The organism is Myxococcus sp. AM011 (genome assembly GCF_013372595.1).
GTDB lineage: Bacteria > Myxococcota > Myxococcia > Myxococcales > Myxococcaceae > Myxococcus > Myxococcus eversor.
On the sequence record NZ_JABXEM010000085.1, the window covers coordinates 20,245 to 38,153 of the forward strand.

The 17,909-nt window shown below is 69.7% G+C and carries 7 protein-coding genes; 3 read left to right on the forward strand and 4 right to left on the reverse strand.

The features are described 5' to 3' along the window. Positions 1–218 precede the first annotated feature (218 nt). From HUW62_RS19205 to HUW62_RS48830, 3 genes are read left to right on the forward strand one after another with little or no spacing between them, the layout of a single operon-like run. Positions 219–6,200 carry an alpha-2-macroglobulin gene (locus tag HUW62_RS19205; protein ID WP_176435241.1) on the forward strand — a complete coding sequence of 1,994 codons (5,982 nt, stop codon included), beginning with the start codon at positions 219–221 and terminating at the stop codon, positions 6,198–6,200. After that, a complete protein-coding gene (gene pbpC, locus HUW62_RS19210; protein WP_217911419.1) occupies positions 6,197–8,509 on the forward strand; it encodes a penicillin-binding protein 1C in 2,313 nt (770 codons plus the stop codon). Before HUW62_RS19205 ends, pbpC begins: the two co-directional genes overlap by 4 nt. A gap of 47 nt (positions 8,510–8,556) precedes the next feature. Continuing rightward, on the forward strand, positions 8,557–9,999 hold the full coding sequence (locus HUW62_RS48830) for a hypothetical protein (RefSeq protein WP_240357096.1): 1,443 nt from the start codon (positions 8,557–8,559) through the stop codon (positions 9,997–9,999). 2 nt (positions 10,000–10,001) lie between these two features. On the opposite strand, the gene HUW62_RS19220 is transcribed toward HUW62_RS48830, so the two are convergent. From HUW62_RS19220 to HUW62_RS19235, 4 genes are all read right to left on the reverse strand, one after another. After that, positions 10,002–12,143, reverse strand: coding sequence for a catalase (locus tag HUW62_RS19220; protein WP_176435242.1), 2,142 nt, complete (start codon positions 12,141–12,143; stop codon positions 10,002–10,004). Between the two features lie 248 nt (positions 12,144–12,391). Beyond that, positions 12,392–13,078 carry an SRPBCC family protein gene (locus tag HUW62_RS19225; protein WP_176435243.1) on the reverse strand — a complete coding sequence of 229 codons (687 nt, stop codon included), beginning with the start codon at positions 13,076–13,078 and terminating at the stop codon, positions 12,392–12,394. Positions 13,079–13,288: 210 nt separating this feature from the next. After that, on the reverse strand, positions 13,289–16,675 hold the full coding sequence (locus HUW62_RS19230; protein ID WP_176435244.1) for a DUF4082 domain-containing protein: 3,387 nt from the start codon (positions 16,673–16,675) through the stop codon (positions 13,289–13,291). A 184-nt stretch (positions 16,676–16,859) separates the two neighbouring features. Beyond that, positions 16,860–17,186: a hypothetical protein gene (locus HUW62_RS19235; RefSeq protein ID WP_163870338.1), complete on the reverse strand. Its 327-nt coding sequence runs from the start codon at positions 17,184–17,186 to the stop codon at positions 16,860–16,862. Between the last annotated feature and the right edge of the window lie 723 nt (positions 17,187–17,909).

Sequence of the window (17,909 nt, forward strand, 5' to 3'; positions counted from 1 at the left end):
CTCTCCCTGGCGCCCTCCCTCCTGAGTCATTTTCGTCTCGGGTGAGCGGCCAGCCAGCCGCGCGGGCTGTGTCTCGCGGCTCCTCGCGCACGGGACGCGCGGTCGACGGCACACAGCCCCCGGTTTCAGTTCCACCCTGCCGTCGTGCTTACATCGCGACGCGCTGGCCCCGTGCTTGCTCTCTCGTCGGGCTGGCTCCCGCCGCCGCACTACACCCCATGTCCTCAAACGAATCCGAACCCACCCCGCAGAGACCTCGGCTCGCTCGCCGCATCGCTCGCCATCTCTTCGGTGAGCTTCGCTGGACGCCTCCCACCTGGGCCGTCGCGCTGGGCCTCGCCCTCGCCCGTTTCGCGCGCGCCTTGTTCGGATGGGTTCGCCGCAATCCCAAGCGAATCGCCCTGTCGGTGGTCGCCCTGTGTCTGCTCGTCGTCGGAGCGGACGCCGGCTACCGCTGGTATCAGAGTCGGCCGCAGCCGGTGCGCTACTCGCTCAGCGCCACGTCTCCGTCGCTGACTCCGCTCGATGACGGCACGCCTCGGTGGGACTCGGTGCACGTGCGGTTCACCGGCTCGGTGGCCCCGCTCGAAGCCATTGGCAAGCCGGTGACGGCGGGCATCACCCTCAAGCCCGAGCACCCTGGCGCGTGGCGCTGGTCCAATGACCAGACGCTCTCCTTCGTCCCGAGCGCGGACTGGGGTGTGGGACAGGAGTACCGCGTCACGCTGGACCGCTCGCTCTTCCCCGAGCACATCCTGCTCGAGTCCTATGAGACGCGGTTCGAATCGCAGCCCTTCACCGCGTCCATCAACAGCCTGGAGTTCTACGAAGACCCGCGCAATCCGAAGGAGAAGCGCGTCGTGTCCACGCTGACCTTCTCGCACCCGGTGGACCCGGCCTCGCTCGTGCGCAACCTCTCGCTGCGCTTCGACGTGCCCAGCGGAGGACTGCTGGGCTCCCGCCCGCCCGAGCACAAGTTCAACGTCACCTACGACAAGCTGAAGGGACAGGCCTACATCCAATCGGACCTCATCCCCATCCCCGACAAGGAGGCCCCCATGGTGTTGCGGATGGCATCCGGCGTCCAGGCCGCGCGGGGAGGCAAGGGGACCGAGGGGATACAGGAGCGACAGGTCACCATCCCCGGCATGTTCAGCTACTTCCGCGTGTCGGGCACCAACGTGTCGCTCGTGCGCAATGACCGCTACGAGCCCGAGCAGGTGCTCATCGTCAACCTGACGACGGGCGTCACCGAGGCGGAGCTGCGAAAGAACCTCCAGGTCTGGGTGCTGCCCAAGGACAAGCCCGCCACCACGGACGAGGCCGCGAGCTCCAACCATTCCTGGAGCGATGCGCGGACCATCGGTGACGAGCTGCTCGCGAAGGCGGAGAAGCTGGCGTTGGACCCGGTGCCCGCCGACAAGGAGTACGCCACGCTGCACAGCTTCCGCATCCGCGCGGACGTGGGCCGCTACCTCTACATCCGGCTCAAGAAGGGCACCCACTCCGCCGGCGGCTACGTGCTGGCCGAGGAGTTCAACAGCACCGAGGCCGTGCCGCGCTTCCCCGAGGAGGTGAGCATCCTCCACGAGGGCGCCCTGCTCAGCCTCGCGGGCGAGAAGAAGGTCACCGTCCTCTCGCGCGACGTCCAGGGGCTGCGCTTCCAACTGGGCCGCGTGCTGCCGGACCAGCTCAACCACCTGGTGAGCCAGACGGAGGGCCGCTTCGCGCACCCCAGCTTCAGCAACTACCGTTTCGACGAGCAGAACATCACGGAGAGCTTCTCCGTGGTGCGCCCGCTGGAAGGCGTGGGCCGGGGCAAGGCGCAGTACGCCTCCTTCGACTTGACGGAGTACCTCACCCCCGCGAACAACCCGTCCGCGCGTCGCGGCCTGTTCTTCTTCAAGGTTCAGAGCTGGGACCCCGAGCACAAGCGGACGACGGGCAAGGAGGACTCGCGGCTCCTCTTGGTGACGGACCTGGGCCTGGTGGTGAAGGACAGCGCGGACGGCTCGCATGACATCTTCGTCCAGTCGCTGGGCGAGGGGCTCCCGGCGGAAGGCGTCACGGTGAGCGTGCTCGGCAAGAACGGCCTGCCGGTGCTCAGCGCCACCACGGGCGCGGATGGCCACGTGGCCTTCCCGACGCTGACCGACTTCGCGCGCGAGCAGACGCCCATCGCGTACCTGGCGCGCAAGGGCGATGACTTCGCCTTCCTGCCCTTCAACCGCTCGGACCGGCAGCTCAACTTCAGCCGCTTCGATGTGGGCGGCGTGACGAGCGGCTCCACTCCGGAGCGCCTGACGGCCTTCCTCTTCTCGGACCGGGGCCTCTACCGTCCCGGCGACACCTTCCACGTCGCCATGGTGGTGAAGCCCTCGGATTGGAGCCAGCCGCCCACGGGCGTTCCGCTGGAAGCGACCGTCACGGACCCTCGCGGCCTGGAGGTGCACAAGCAGAAGCTTTCCCTCTCCGCCGCCGGCCTGGAGGCGCTCCAGTACACGACGGAGGAGACGTCCCCCACGGGCCACTACGCGGTGAACCTGTACGTGGTGAAGGACGGGCTGCGGGGCAGCCTGCTCGGCTCCACCCAGGTGCGCGTGGAGGAGTTCCTCCCGGACCGGATGCGCATCACCACGCGCTTCGACACCGACCGGCTCGAAGGCTGGGTGCCGCCCGAGGGACTCAAGGGCAAGGTGACGCTGAAGAACCTCTTCGGCATCGCCGCGGCGGACCGGCTCGTGTCCGCGGAGCTGACCTTCAGCCCGGGGTACCCTGGCTTCCGTCAGTACCCGGGCTACACCTTCCACGACCCGATGATGGCCACGCGCACCTTCAGCGAGCGCCTGGAGAACTCCAGCACCGACGACGAGGGTGAGGTGGAGCTGGAGCTGGGGCTGGAGAAGTTCGAGAAGGCGACGTGGCGCGTGTCGTTGCTCGCGGAGGGCTACGAGGCCGAGGGTGGACGAGGCGTGTCCTCGGAGGCCTCCATCCTGGTGTCTCCCCTGCCGTACCTCGTCGGCTTCAAGCCGGATGGTGGGTTGACCTACCTGAGCCAGGGCTCGGCGCGCTCGGTGGACTTCATCGCCGTGGACCCGACGCTGAAGAAGAAGGCCGTGCAGGGCCTCAATGCGGAGCTCATCGAGCGGCGTTGGGTGTCCGTCCTCACACAGCAGCCCAATGGCACGTACGCCTACCAGTCCGCGCGCCGCGACACCGTGGTGCGCACGCGCGAGCTGGCCATCGGCGAGGCGGGCTTCAAGTACGCGCTGTCCACGGAGCAGCCCGGCGACTTCGTGGTGGTGGTGAAGGACGCGGAGGGCACGGAGCTCAGCCGCGTGGACTACACCGTGGCGGGCCACGCCAACCTCACGCGCACGCTGGAGAAGAACGCGGAGCTGGAGGTGAAGCTCTCCCGCCAGGACTACGCGCCCGGCGATGAAATCGAGCTGAACATCAAGGCGCCGTACACCGGCGCGGGCCTCATCACCCTGGAGCGCGAGCGCGTCCATGCGTGGGCCTGGTTCAAGGCGGACGCCACCAGCACGGTGCAGAAGATTCGGCTGCCGCCGGGCATCGAGGGCAACGGGTACGTCAACGTCACGTTCGTGCGCGCCATGGACTCGCAGGAGATCTTCATGAGCCCGCTGAGCTACGGCGTGGTGCCGTTCTCGGTGAGCAAAGACAGCCGAGTCCTGCAGGTGACGCTGACGAGCGCGGAGAAGGGGCGTCCGGGAGAGCCGTACCGCATCCGCTACAAGGGCAACAAGCCGGGCCGCGCCGTGGTGTACGCGGTGGACGAGGGCATCCTCCAGGTGGCGAGCTACTCGACGCCGGACCCGCTGTCGCACTTCTTCAAGAAGCGCGCGCTGGAGGTGCGCACGGGCCAGATTCTGGACCTGCTCCTGCCGGAGTTCTCCGTGTCGAAGGCCGTGTCCTCCATGGGCGGCGACGACGAGGGCCAGGCCGCCATCGGAAAGAACCTCAACCCCTTCAAGCGCAAGCGGGACAAGCCCGTGGCGTACTGGTCCGGCATCGTCGACATCGACGAGACGGAGCGCGAGCTCGTGTACCCCGTTCCGGACAGCTTCAATGGCGAGCTGCGGGTGATGGCGGTCGCCGTGGGCGAGGAGTCCGTGGGCGCCTCGATTCGACGCGCTGTCATCCGGGGGCCCTTCGTCATCACCCCGAGCGTGCCCACCTTCGTGGCTCCCGGCGACGAGTTCAACGTGGGCGTCGCGGTGGCCAACAGCGTGGAGGGCGCGGGCAAGGGGAGCGAGGTGACGCTGGAGCTGAAGCCCTCCGAGCATCTGGAGGTGCTGGACGAGGCCCGGCGCACGCTGAAAATCGATGAGGGCCGCGAGGGGAGCACCACCTTCCGCGTGCGCGCGAAGTCCGTCCTCGGCTCGGGGACGCTGGCCTTCACCGCGTCGCTGGGCAAGGAGAAGGGGCGTCAGTCCGTGGACCTGAGCGTCCGTCCCGCCGTGCCCTTCCTGACGTCCGTGAAGGGCGGCTACGTGAAGGACGGCGAGGTGGACCTCGCGGTGTCCCGGAAGATGCACGGCGCCTTCCGCACGTTGGAGGTGAGCGCCTCGCCGATGCCGCTGGGCCTGGCGCGCGGCCTGTCCGCGTACCTGGAGAAGTACCCCTATGGCTGCACCGAGCAGCTCGTCAGCCGGGCCTTCCCGGCCGTGACGCTCAAGGGCCGCCGCGAGCTGTTGGGTCAGGGGCCGCAGGTGGCCGACGCCAGCTTCGCCTCCGCCATCCACACGCTGCGCACCCGGCAGAACGACGAGGGCGCCTTCGGCCTGTGGGCGGCCAACTCGTATGCGCCCGTGCTGCCGAGCATCTACGCGCTGCACTTCCTCACCGAGGCGAAGGAGCGAGGCTTCGCGGTGCCTGTCGACATGCTGAACCGGGGCCTCACCTGGCTGAGCACGCTGGCGGCGAGAGAGCCGCAGGACCTCACCCAGGCGCGCAACGTGGCCTATGCGCAGTACGTGCTCACCCGCAACGGCAAGGTGCCCGGCGGGGCGGTGAATGTCCTGCGCGAGTGGCTGGACGCGAACGCCGCGGAGGAGTGGCCGGTGGACCTGACGGCGGCGTACGTCGGCGCGACGTACAAGCTGCTCAAGCAAGAGAAGGAGGCCACGCGCGCGATGAAGAAGGTGCGCATCGGCGAGGCGCAGGTGGACGACTACGAGGCGCTCTATGACGGGCTCGTCTACGACGCGCAGGTGCTCTACCTGATTTCGCGCCACTTCCCCGAGCGGCTCCCCGGCATCACCGGGGAGATGCTGGTGTCGCTGGCGAAGCCGCTCGCGGAGGAGCGCTTCAACACGCTGTCCTCCGCGTACGCCATCCTCGGCCTGGAGGCCTACGCGAAGGCGCTGGGTGAGCAGGGCACGCCGTCGCGCGCGGGCGTGGCCCTGCTGGAGAAGGTGGCGGACACGTTGCGTCCGCTGACGGTGCCGGAGGGACTGTTCCCCAAGGTCGCCTTCTCCGAGCAGGCCACCGCCGTCCGGGTGAAGAGCGGGGCGAGCGCGCCGCTGTTCTTCCAGGTGACGCAGGCGGGCTACGACGCGCAGGTGCCCACGGCGCCCATCATCGAGCGACTGGAGGTGCATCGCGAGCTGAGGGACCTGGACGGCAAGGTGGTGACGGACGTCCCGCTGGGCGGAGAGGTGGAGGTGCACCTCAAGCTTCGCGGGCTGGAGGGCAACACGTCCCACGTCGCCATCACCGACCTGCTGCCGGGCGGCTTCGAGGTGGTGCTGGAGCGGCCCGCGCCTCCCGAGCCGGAGCCGGAGCCGGAGCCGGAGTCGGAGCCCGAGGGCGACTCCGAGTACGCCGAAAGTGACAGCTCCTCCGAAGGGGACGAGTCCTACGAGGGCGGCGGGTCCGACGACGAGCCGCCGGACAACTCCTACCGGGAGCCGGAGCCCGCGCCCGTGTCCGGTGGGTGGCTGCCGCCGGTGGGAAGCGATCGCTCCAGCTTCAGCCCCGAGTACGTGGACGTGCGTGAGGACCGGGTGGTGCTCTACGGCACGGCGGGCACCACCGTCACGGAGTTCATCTACCGAATCAAGGCGACCCACTCGGGCCGCTTCGTGATGCCTCCGGCCTTCGCCGAGGGCATGTATGACCGGAGCGTCCGCGCTCGCTCGGTGGCGTCGCAGGTGACGGTGACGGCGCCGTGATTCGGCGGCGGTGGCGCAAGGTGCTGGTGGTGATGTTGGGGCTCGCGGCGCTGTATGCCGCGGTGCCCCGGCCGCCGCTGCGCGAGGGGCTGGGCTTCTCGCAGGCGGTGTTCGACCACGAGGGCCGGCTGTTGCGCCTCACCCTGTCCCCGGACGAGAAGTATCGGCTGTGGGTGCCACTGGAGCGCATCCCCACCCCCCTGGTGGAGGCCACGCTGCTCCACGAGGACCAGCACTTCCGCTCGCACCCGGGCATCAACCCCGTGGCCCTGGGGCGCGCGGTGTGGAGCACGTACCTGACGGGCGGGCGGCGCATGGGCGGCTCCACGCTCACCATGCAGCTCGCGCGCATCCGCTACGGCATCGAGTCGCGCACACCCGGCGGCAAGCTCCAGCAGATGCTGCGGGCGCTGCAACTGGAGTGCACCTGGTCCAAGGACGAAATCCTGGAGGCCTATCTCAACCTCGCGCCCTACGGCCGCAACGTGGAGGGCGTGGGCGCGGCCAGCCTCGTGTACTTCGGCCGGGACGTGGCGCGGCTGACGCTGGGCGAGTCGCTCACCCTGGCTGTCATTCCGCAGAGCCCGGCGCGCAGGGACCCGGGTCGGGACTCGGGGGCGCTGACGGCGGCGCGGCTGCGCCTCTTCGAGCGCTGGCAGGTGCAACACCCCGAGGACACCGAGCGCCGGCCGCTTCTGGCCCAGCCGCTCCCGGTGCTGGGGCGGGAGGACCTGCCCTTCCTCGCGCCGCACTTCGTGGGCAGCGTGCTGCGGCGGGCCCCCGTGGGCGCGAGCGTGACGAGCACGCTGGACTTACCCCTTCAACGATTGCTGGAGCGCCACGTCCGGCAGTACGTGGAGCGGCGCCGTGACGTGGGCATTCGCAACGCGGTGGCGATGCTCGTGGACTGGCGGACGATGGAGGTGCGCGCGGCGGTGGGCTCGGCGGACTTCTTCGATGCGCGCATCGACGGACAGGTGGACGGCACGCACGCGAAGCGCTCGCCGGGCTCCGCGCTCAAGCCGTTCATCTACGGGCTGGGCTTCGACGAGGGCCTGCTGCACCCGCGCACCATGTTGAAGGACTCGCCGCTGGGCTTCCGGGGGTATGACCCGGAGAACTTCGACGGGGAGTTCGCGGGTCCGCTGCCGGCGGTGGAGGCGCTGGTGCGCAGCCGCAACGTGCCGGCGGTGGCGCTGACGAAGCAGCTCCGCGCGCCGGGCCTGCATGGCTTCCTGCGCAAGGCGGGCGTGACGGACCTGCGCGACGAGTCTCACTATGGCCTCTCGCTGGCGCTGGGCTCCGCCGAGGTCACCATGGCGGAGCTGGTGGAGCTGTACGCGATGCTGGGCCACGGTGGACATCTGCGCCCGCTGCGCTGGACGGTGGATGCCCCCGTGGAAGAGGGCGTGAAGCTCTTGAGCCCGGAGGCCAGCTTCCTGGTGCTGGAGTCGCTGGCCACGGCGGGCCGCCCCGCGCAGTCCTTTCGCTCCGAGTGGACGCGCGACACGGTGCCCGTGGCGTGGAAGACGGGGACGTCCACCGGCTTCCGGGACGCGTGGAGCGTGGGCGTGGTGGGGCCCTATGTCGTGGCGGTGTGGGTGGGGAACTTCGACGGCCAGCCCAACCCGGCCTTCGTGGGACAGACGGCCGCCGCGCCGCTGATGTTCGAGCTGGTGGACTCGGTGCGCTCGCGGGACTCGGACGTGCGTCGCGTGCGCCAGTCGGCTCCACCGGGCGTCAGCCGCGTGCGCGTGTGCGCGCTGTCCGGGGGGCTGCCGGGGCCGCACTGCTCGCGGAAGGTGGACACGTGGTTCATTCCGGGCACCTCGCCCATCCACACGTGTGACGTGCACCGCGAGGTGTGGGTGGACACTCGCACGGGCCTGCGGGCGTGTGGACCGGGCCCCTCCAGCCGCGCGGAGGTGTTCGAGTTCTGGCCGTCGGACCTGCTGCGCCTGTTCCAGAAGGCGGGGCTGCCACGGCGGGTGCCGCCTCCGGAGGGCGCGGACTGCGGCCTGGAGCACAGCGCCAGCACGGGCACCGCGCCGCGCATCACCACGCCCGAGGAAGGCGTGGACTACAACCTGCGGGCCTCGTCGGAGTCCTCGCGCGCGGTGCCGTTGTCGGCGGTGACGGACGCGGACGTGCGGCGGGTGTTCTGGTTCGTGGACGAGCAGCTCGTGGGCACGGCCTCGCGGGGGGAGTCGCTCCAGTGGGACGCGAAACCAGGGACGTACGTGGTACGGGCGGTGGATGACCGGGGGCGCTCGGATGCCAGGACGCTGCGGGTTCGCCTCGTGCGCTGACCCAACGGGCACGGGCCGGGCTATCCTCGGCGGGGCGAGGAGTGGCCATGGCGAACGGACAGAGGCGGGGCAATGGGCCCGGCCGGAACGAGGAGACGCGCATCGCGCCCGAGGAGGATGAGGACGCGACGCGGGACATCCCGTCCTCCTATCGCCCCGAGGAGACGCGCCTGGCGCCCCCGGAGCCGTCTCCCTCCGAGACGCGCATCGGCCCGCTCGACGAGCAGGAAGAAATCATCACCGATGTGCGCAAGGGACAGGCTGCCGGGGGCCGTGCCGCCACGGCCCGTCCTCCCGAGTCACGCGCAGGTGGCAGGGGTGCCTCGGACGACCGGAGCGGCCGAGGCCAGGAAGTCATCGTCACGGAAGCGCGCGGTGCGGGCCGGGGCCAGGAGGTCATCGTCACGGAGGCCCGCGCTGGAGGTCGGGCGCAGACCGGAGGCGCGGCGGAGGCACGCGGCGGCCGAGGGCAGGAGGTCATCCAAACGGAGGCGCGCGGGGCAGGCCGAGGCCCGGCGGCGGGACGCGGTCAGGAGGTCGAGGCACGAGGCGCCAGTCGCGGCGCCACGGGCGCGCGAGGTCGGACGCCCGAGGTCTCCGCCTTGGATGACGACGACGAGGACACCTCCGCGGCGGCGGTGAAGGGCGGGGACGAGGAGTACCAGCTCTTCACCACCGGCGAGAGTCGCGGCGAGGAGGACCTGCTGCCCTTCGCCACCGAGCTTCGGAGCAATGGCACCCCGGCCGCTCCCGCCACGGAGCTGCGCCCGCCCGCGCCTCCCGTGCTCAGGCCGGAGAAGGGCAAGGCCCCCGCGCCTCCGAAGCCGCCCCCGGCCGCGAAGGGCACGGGCTGGCTATCGAAGGGGGGCGAGAAGCCTCCCTCGCCAGGTCTCAGCGCGGGCGTGGTGCGGCTCAGTCCGCTGGAGCCCGCCGCCGGAAAGGTGGCCGCCGCGGCGGAGGACGGCCCCGCGCTGCGGACGATGTTCGCCAACCACTCCGCGCTGCTCGCGGAGCAGCTTCGCGACGCCCTGGGGAAGAAGATGTACGGGCGCGGGCCGCACCGCGTGCTGCGCATCGACGACCCCGAGGGCCCGAGCACCGGGGGCGGCAAGCAGGCCCGTCAATCCATCTCCCTGGTTCCGCGCAAGGGCACGGGCCCGTCCGTCGTGTGCGGCTGGGTGGACGTGTCGAAGCGCGAGGCCCAACTGCGCGGCTTCGAGGGCGTGGCGAAGCGCTACGAGGCCCACCACGGCGAGCCCCTGGAGCTGGCGCCCGAGGAGTACGAGCGCTTCCTGCATGACGTGGAGGACGTGCTCGTCAAGGCGGTCATCAAGGTCCGCCTCATCGTCCCCGAGGAGCAGGCCGGCACGGGACTGGCGGCGCAGGCCGTGAGGGCTCCGGCGCGAGGCGGCGTCCCCATGATTCTGGTGCTGCTCCTCATGGGGGCGGCCTTCGCGCTGGGCCTCTTCGTGGGGCGGACGCCCGGCTGACGCTACGCCGGGGGCGGCGACTCACGCACCCAGTGGCGGTGCGCGGCGATGGCCTTGGCGAACATCTGTCCGAAGCCCCGCGTCTCGTTCTTCGCGCTGCGCACGACGCCCATCGCGTCATCCAGCCCCTTGGCCATGGGCTGGGACAGGCCCGCCGCGTCCAGCAGCGTGGTGGCCGCGCCGGACAGCGCCAGCGCCTTGCAGTGCACGTATGCCTCCCGCACGAAGTCCACCGCCAGGGGCAGCTTCCTCAGCGTGGCCACGCTCTTGTCCCCGCCGGGGACGTAGACCGCGTCGAAGAGCACGGAGGACGTGTTCTGGAACGTCTTCACCGGTGTCTCCTCGCCACCGTCCGCGCTGGCAACGGGGGCGAGCGTGGGGCCCACGATTTCGACCAGGGCGCCCAGCCCCTCCAGCGTCTTGCGCACCTGGGACAGCTCCCTGCCCGGGAAGCCATCCGCGATGAGCACCGCCACCTTGCGTGTCTTGATGGAGTCGTGCGGCGTGTTCTCCATGCTGAGCGCCGGGGACACCTTCGTCAGCTTGGGCGCGGGCTTGCCCGCCACCAGCTCCGAGGCCTTGGGCGGCTTCGGCGGCGCGACACCCACCGCGCGCGCCACCCGCTCGGCCATCTGCCGGTCGATGTTCACCAGCACCTGGTTCACCACGCGCTCGCGAATCTCCGCGCGCTCCACCTTGCTCACCTCGAACTCGAGCGCCGAGACGAGGTGCTCGCGCTCCGGCTTCGACAGGCTGTTGAAGAAGAGCGTGGCCTGGCTGAAGTGGTCCCCGAAGCTGCCGCTGCGCTCGCGAATCTTGTGCCCCTCCACGCGCTCCTGCCGGTGGACGAAGGCCGACTTGGGATTGGCCAGCATCGGGCAGCCACCGCCAATGGAGTTGGGGTGGTAGTTGGCCCGGTTGGTGTTGATGGTCTGCCGTCCGAAGCCGTCCTGCTGGTGGTTGTTCACCGGGCAGACGGGCTTGTTGATGGGCAGCTCCGCGAAGTTGGGTCCGCCCAGACGCGTCAGCTGCGTGTCCAGGTAGGAGAAGATTCGCGCCTGGAGCAGCGGGTCATTGGTGAAGTCGATGCCTGGGACGACGTTGGCCACGCAGAAGGCCACCTGCTCCGTCTCCGCGAAGAAGTTGTCCGGGTTGCGGTCCAGCACCAGCTTGCCGACCTTCTGCACCGGAACCAGCTCCTCGGGCAACAGCTTCGTCGCGTCGAGCAAGTCAAACCCATACTTCAGCTCGTCGCCCTCGGGCACCAACTGGACGCCCAGCTCGTACTCGGGGAAGTTCCCCTGCTCAATCGAGTCCCAGAGGTCCCGGCGGTGGAAGTCCGGGTCCTTGCCTGACACCTTCTGCGCCTCGTCCCAGACGAGCGAGTGCGTGCCCAGCACCGGCTTCCAGTGGAACTTCACCAGTGTGGCCTTGCCCCTGGCATTGACCAGCCGGTAGGTGTGGACGCCAAAGCCTTCCATGTGCCGGAAGCTGCGCGGAATGGCCCGGTCCGACATCAGCCACATCACCATGTGCGCCGTCTCCGGCACCAGCGAGACGAAGTCCCAGAGTGAGTCGTGCGCGGAGGACGCCTGCGGAATCTCGTTGTGAGGCTCCGGTTTCACCGCGTGGACGAAGTCGGGGAACTTGATGCCGTCCTGGATGAAGAAGACGGGCATGTTGTTGCCCACCAGGTCGTAGTTGCCCTCGGGCGTGTAGAACTTGGTGGCGAAGCCGCGCACGTCGCGCACGGTGTCCGCGGAGCCGCGCGAGCCACCCACGGTGGAGAAGCGCACGAAGACGGGCGTGCGCAGGCTGGGGTCGGTGAGGAAGCGCGCCTGGGTGTAGCGCTCCAGCGACTCGTAGACCTGGAAGTAGCCATGGGCGCCCGCGCCGCGCGCGTGGACGGCGCGCTCGGGGATGCGCTCATGGTCGAAGCGCATCATCTTCTCGCGGAAGTGGAAGTCCTCCAGGAGGGTGGGGCCCCGCAGGCCCGCCTTCAGCGAGTTGTCCGTGTCGGAGATGCGGATGCCCTGGTCCGTCGTCAGCACCGTGTCTTCCTGGTGTGCGCGGTAGGGCTCCAGTTGTTCGGTCTTGCTGGGCGGGGGAGGGGTCGGCTTGGACGGAGTCCTTCGCGGCGGCATGAGCAGCTCCCAGGGGAAAGGCGCCAGGATGCGGCGCGCTCGCGGTCTACGCCCGCCGCCACATGTCTGGGAAAGAGAGGGATGCGGGAAGCGCGCGAGCGTTCACCACCCGCCAGGTCGGGTGCCCCGAGGTGTCAACGGTCGACACTGCGTGCGGCGGACACGAGGACGCCCCCACGCGCGGACCGGGTGGACCGCGACATGGAGGCGTCGAGAGGACTGCCCGAGGCAGTCAGGCTGGGCGGCGACTACGGCGTGGGCTGCGCCGTCATGGCCGGCTGGATGCCAGCGGCGGCGGCAGCGGCCTCGGCGGCAGCGGCGGCCTCGGCGGCGGCCTTCTCCGCCTCCGCCTTCGCGGCGGCGGCCACGCGCGCGGCCTCGGCCTCGGCCTCGGCGCGCTTCTTCGCCTCCGCCTCCGCCACCGTCTTCAGATTCGCGAGGCCCGACTCGAAGTCCTTGCCAATCATCGCGTCCATGTCCATGAACAGGCCCATCGCCTTGGAGATGAAGCCGTTGGCGCCGTTCATCGCCCAGACGACCTCGGTGCCGCCGTCCACGGGGGTGAAGGTGAAGGTGGTGGTGTTGGTGGCGGTGAAGGGCTTGATGAACTCCAGCTTGATGCGGACGGACTCGGAGGGCTTGCTCTCCTCGAGCGTCATCCGCCCCTGGCCGATGTCGTCGTTGCCCGCCCACTCATAGATGGCGCCGGCGCCCGACTCCGGACCGGAGTACGTCTTCTTCATTGCGGGGTCCAGCCGCTCCCACGGAGACCACGCGGCCCACGCGTGGAAGTCGTTCACCTGCGCGAAGACGATGTCCGGGGACGCGGACAGCGTCGCCGTGCGCTTCACGGCGAACTCCGAGGGACGCGTGGCGATGATGCCCACCAGGATGAGCAGCAGGGCGGCGAGGCCGCCGAGAATCTTCTTGAGCATGGGGCGTGGAGTCCTTGTTTCGGGAGGCCGCCAGCAGGGCGCCGTCCCGGTGGCGCGTCATAGAGGCTGCGGGCCATCCGACGCAAGGCACCCCACGTCAGCGTCAGGACCTCCAGGGTTTCATCGGAGCAGAAAGCAAATGGGGCCCGACGCGGATGCAATGCGTCGAGCCCCTCGGGAGTGTGTCCGCGCCTTGGGGGTGCGGGTGACTCAGTTGTAGGTGGCGGTGTACGTGCCGGCCAGGGCGCCGTCGATGAAGGCGAAGTCCACGCCCTTGATGGTGCGTGTCACCGTCGTCACGGCGGAGCCCGCGCGGGTGACGGACACCAGCGTGCGGCCCGTCGTGGTGCGCCGGGGCACCATGAGGGACAGGTTGAGCGCGGGGCTGGTGAGGTTGAAGGTGAGCACCGTGCCGGTGAAGGCCACGGTGGACACCTGGGTGGCCTCGCGGGCGTCCAGCCACTCCAGCAACTGCTTCGCGGTGATGACCGACACGCCGTCACGCTTGGCGGACGCGACGATGGCTGCCGAGCCGGTGGAGCCCGCCGACGGCTGCGAGTCGACGTGCATGTTGGCGTTGAACGCGCCGTAGTAGCCCTTGGCGCCCAGCGCGTTGGCGAGCAGCGTATCGATGTGCAGCGGATAGGACTGGCCGGACTCGTCCGTCATCTGCGTGGCGAGCTGGTAGACGTCCAGCGGGGTGCCATCCACGTCCGCGAAGCGCATGGCCAGGCCGGAGCCGGTGAACATGCCCGGGCGGTCCTGCACCCAGTAGTCGGGCCAGTAATAGTAGTTGGTGTCCATGCGGATGCCGTGCAGGCGCGACACCTTGGGCTGGGTGGCCCAGTCGCTGAACGCGATGCAGTGCGTGCGATTGGTGACGGGCGCGGGGACGGCGGGGAAGGCGGACGCGAAGCTGGCGAGCTGCGGGGTGAAGAAGTTCGGGTCCAACGTGTTGGCCGTGTAGTCCGCGCAGCCGGTGTTGACGTGCAGGGCGTACTCGAAGCCCTGCGCCACGTAGCCGTTGGCCTGGGTGGCGCTCAGCCCGCCCACGTAGTCGTAGACGGTGCCGCGGATGCATTCCCAGTTCGCCACGTTGCACCCGGTGGTGCTGTCCGTGAGGTGCTGGTTCCAGCGCTGGGTGGTGGCGCCGCCCGGGTGGCCGTCGGCCGTCATCACCACGACGGCCTTCTTGGAGCGGGGGAAGTACCAGAGGCGCGGCAGCGGCGTGGTGCTCGTCTGGTGCAGCACGTTGGCGAGCAGGCGCTGCTGCTCGTCGGCCTGGGGAATCTGGACCTTGGCCAGGTTCACCCAGTCCGGCTGCGGGTCGAAGGACGCGTTGCCGTAGAACATGTCGCTGGCGCGCGCGCCCGGGCCAATGGAGGAGCCGTCCCGGTTCTGTCCCTGCCAGGCCGGGTTGCCCTGCCGCGTGTAGATGACGGACTTCGCCAGGTCATACATGAAGGCGGTGGCGGTGCCGGTGCCCACGGTGCGCTGGCTGACGGCGGTGAACGTCGTCGCGGTGGTGGCGTCCGAGTAGAGCGTGGCGACGGTGCGCGTGCCGGCGACGACGGTGCGCTTGTCCGCGAGGCCATGATACTGCATCGTCTCCGCGGTGATGCCCGTGCCCGGGGCCTGGGTGGCGTTGACCAGGATGTAGCCATTGGCCTGCGTGCCTTGAGAGGCATTGAGGCCGAGCAGGGACTGGAGGTTCGCCGCGGGCCGCAGGGCGATGAGGCTGCCGCCGGCGTTGACCCAGGTGGTGACGAGCGTCACCTGGGCCGCGCTCAGCGTCTGCTCGCCGAGCACCAGCACCTTGTAGTCATTGAGGTTGACGGAGACGCCCAGGTTGCCGGCGTCGGTGGTGGCGAAGGCGGCGATGCCCTCGGCCTCCAGGATTTCGCGCAGGTAGTCGGTGAAGGGATTGCCGGGAGAAGTGGCCACCAGCACGGGGCCCGCGCCGTGGACGCCCGGACGGGGCGGAGGTCCGTAGGTCTCGAAGACGACGTCCACCCAATAGTTGGAGTTCTGGAAGCTGCCGTTGGGGAACGTGGACGCGGCGCCATAGACGAAGACGCCGTTGCCGCCCGCCGTGGTGGCGCCGGGCAGGGCGTGCAGCGGAGGGGCATCCACGCCGGTGGTGAGGCCGTTGTTGTCGAACGAGTAGCCACCGAGCGGCGCGAAGTACGACGCGACATACGGGGTGCCGGCGGTGATGGCGACGGGGGTGGTGAACGTCACCTGCTGCCAGCCGACGGCCGTCTCGTTGGTGAAGGTGGCGGAGGCCAGGGGGGCGCCAGCGGCGCTCCACAAGTTGCCCACGTGGGTGCCGCTGTTGCCGCTGCCCTTGTAGAAGCGCACGCCCGTCACCTGTCCGTCCACGTCCGCGCGGAACTTCACGCCCACTTCGATGGCGGCGGTGTCATTGGCGGTGGCGGTGCCAGGCGTGGCGGTGGGGGCGAAGAGGCGGAAGGTGTTGCCCGGGGGCTGCGTCGGCGGCTGGGCGCCGGTGGCCTGGAAGACGACGTCCACCCAGTAGTTGGAGTTGCCGAAGCTGTTGATGGGGAAGGAGCCCGCGGCGCCGTAGGTGAAGACGCCGTTGCCGCCGCTGGTGCTGCCGGGCAGCGCGAAGAGGGGCGCGTTGTCCTGGCCGCTGGCGAGGCCGCCGTTGTCGAAGGCGTACGCGCCGACAGGGGCATGGTACGAGGCGACATAAGGGGTGTTGGCGGCGATGGCGACGGGCGTGGAGAACGTCACCTGCTGCCAGCCGGTGGCCGTCTCGGAGGTGAAGGTGGCGAAGGCGAGGCGCTGTCCGTTGGCGCTCCAGAGGCTGCCCACGTGGGTGCCGGTGTTGGCGGCGCCCTTGTAGAAGCGGACGCCCAGCACGTTGCCGCTCACGTTCGTCGTGAACTTCACGCCCAGCTCCACGGCGCTTGCGTCATTGGTGACGGACGCGACGGCGGGCGTGGCGGTTGCGGGCCACAGGGTGACGGGGGCGGCGGGGCGGAAGACGACGTCCACCCAGTAGTTGGAGTTGCCGAAGCTGCTCGACGGGAAGGTGCCGGCGGCGCCGTAGGAGAAGACGCCGTTGCCACCGCTGGTGCCGCCCGCGAGCGCGTGGAGGGGAAGGGAGTCCACGGCCGAGGCCAGGCCCGCGCTGGTGAAGCCATAGGCGCCGACGGGCGCGTGGTACGAGGCGACGTACGTGGTGCCTGCGCTGATGCGCACGGGCGTGGAGAACGTCACCTCCTGCCAGCCGGAGGCCGTCTCACCGGTGAAGGTGGCGAAGGCGAGGCGCACGCCCGCGGCGCTCCAGAGGCTTCCCACGTGGGTGCCGGTGTTGGCGGCGCCCTTGTAGAAGCGGATGCCGAGGATGTCTCCCTCGACGTCGGACTGGAACTTCACGCCGAGCTCCACGGCGGAGAAGTCGTTGGTGACGGAGGGGACGGCGGGCGTGGAGGCCGGGGTGAACAGCGTGTACGTCGTCTGGGCGCGCGCGGCGGCGGGGAGTACGAGCAGGACGGCCGCGAGCAGCGCCAGCGCGTGGACGCGTGGCGTGCTCGAGACCTGGTGGGGTCGCGACATCGAGGGTGTCATTCGGACTTCTCCTTGGGGGGGCACGACGAGACAGAGGGGGCGCGGAAACCGCGGCATCTTGCTGTCTGTCTCTGACACCTACAATGCAGTGAGAGGAGGTCTCACTCGTTGTTGCCGTCTTGCTCGATTTTTCCGCGTGCACGACGCGAAGCGGTCTCCCCGCGTGGATTCCTCCTGGCCGACTTCAGGAGTCCATCATCTCCAGCGCGTGCGACAGGACACGCGATTCGCGCCGGACACGTCTTGCCGCCAGGAACCAGCGCAGGCTCACGCCGACAGCCAGCAGGGCCATGAGTCCCCAGAACTCCGGCGCCCCGGCCAAGAGTCGATGGGCCGCGAGCGCCGCTCCCGTCATCCCCAGGAGGCTGACGATGATTTCGGGGTGCCACGCCAGCCGCGTCACGACCTGGACGTCACGCTCGGACACCCGCTCCAGCTCGGACTCGACGAAGTACACGGGGCGCCACACCGCGGCCGCGGGTTCCCAGACAGGGATTTGTCGCTGAATCACGAGGCGAGGGCCGCGCCGCTGGCCCGAATACCACTGCGGGCCCCGGTGCCCTCCCGGAGACGGTGGCAGCCTGAAGGAGCCAACCCACCCATTCAAATGCTCCTCAATCCGCTCGGGGCTCGCCTTGATATGAACCCACCGCTCGACGTGCATCGGGAAGGCTCCTCTCTGTTCGGCACCTCGTTCGGATGCCGCTGGAGAGTGTAGTCGTCTCCCGGACCGGTTGAGCAACCGGAGCCGTGAGGGCTGCCCCGTTGGAGGGTGCGTTCCCACCAGACGCCGCTTCGTTCCGCGAGGACGCGGCCCTCGCGCGTTCCTCGTGCGCCGTCACCACGGCGGCTCGACTTCTCTCTGGCGCAGTGTCCTGGCGTCCGGCTTGCAGCTGTCTGACGGTGGACGGCCACGCGGAGCGCTCTCGTGTCGCCTGCCGCGCCGTTTCGAATCGCGAGCGACCCGCCAGGAGCGCCATGAGTGGTTACCACTGTCGCAGATGTGGCCTGAACAACGGCAGGGACAATCCCATCGACCGGTGTCCCATGTGTCGGGAGGCGATGTCGGCGTACTGCTCGGGCTGTGAGAGCAGCTGTACCTCGAGCAGCAGCGGCACGAAGTGTTGGTGCGGAGGGTCGTTCGTCGAGGATCCTGATTACAGGACCCGCATCGAGGCCGAGGCGGAACGCCTCTTCGGGGACGGACACCCACCTCCCCCCTGTCTCTTATACA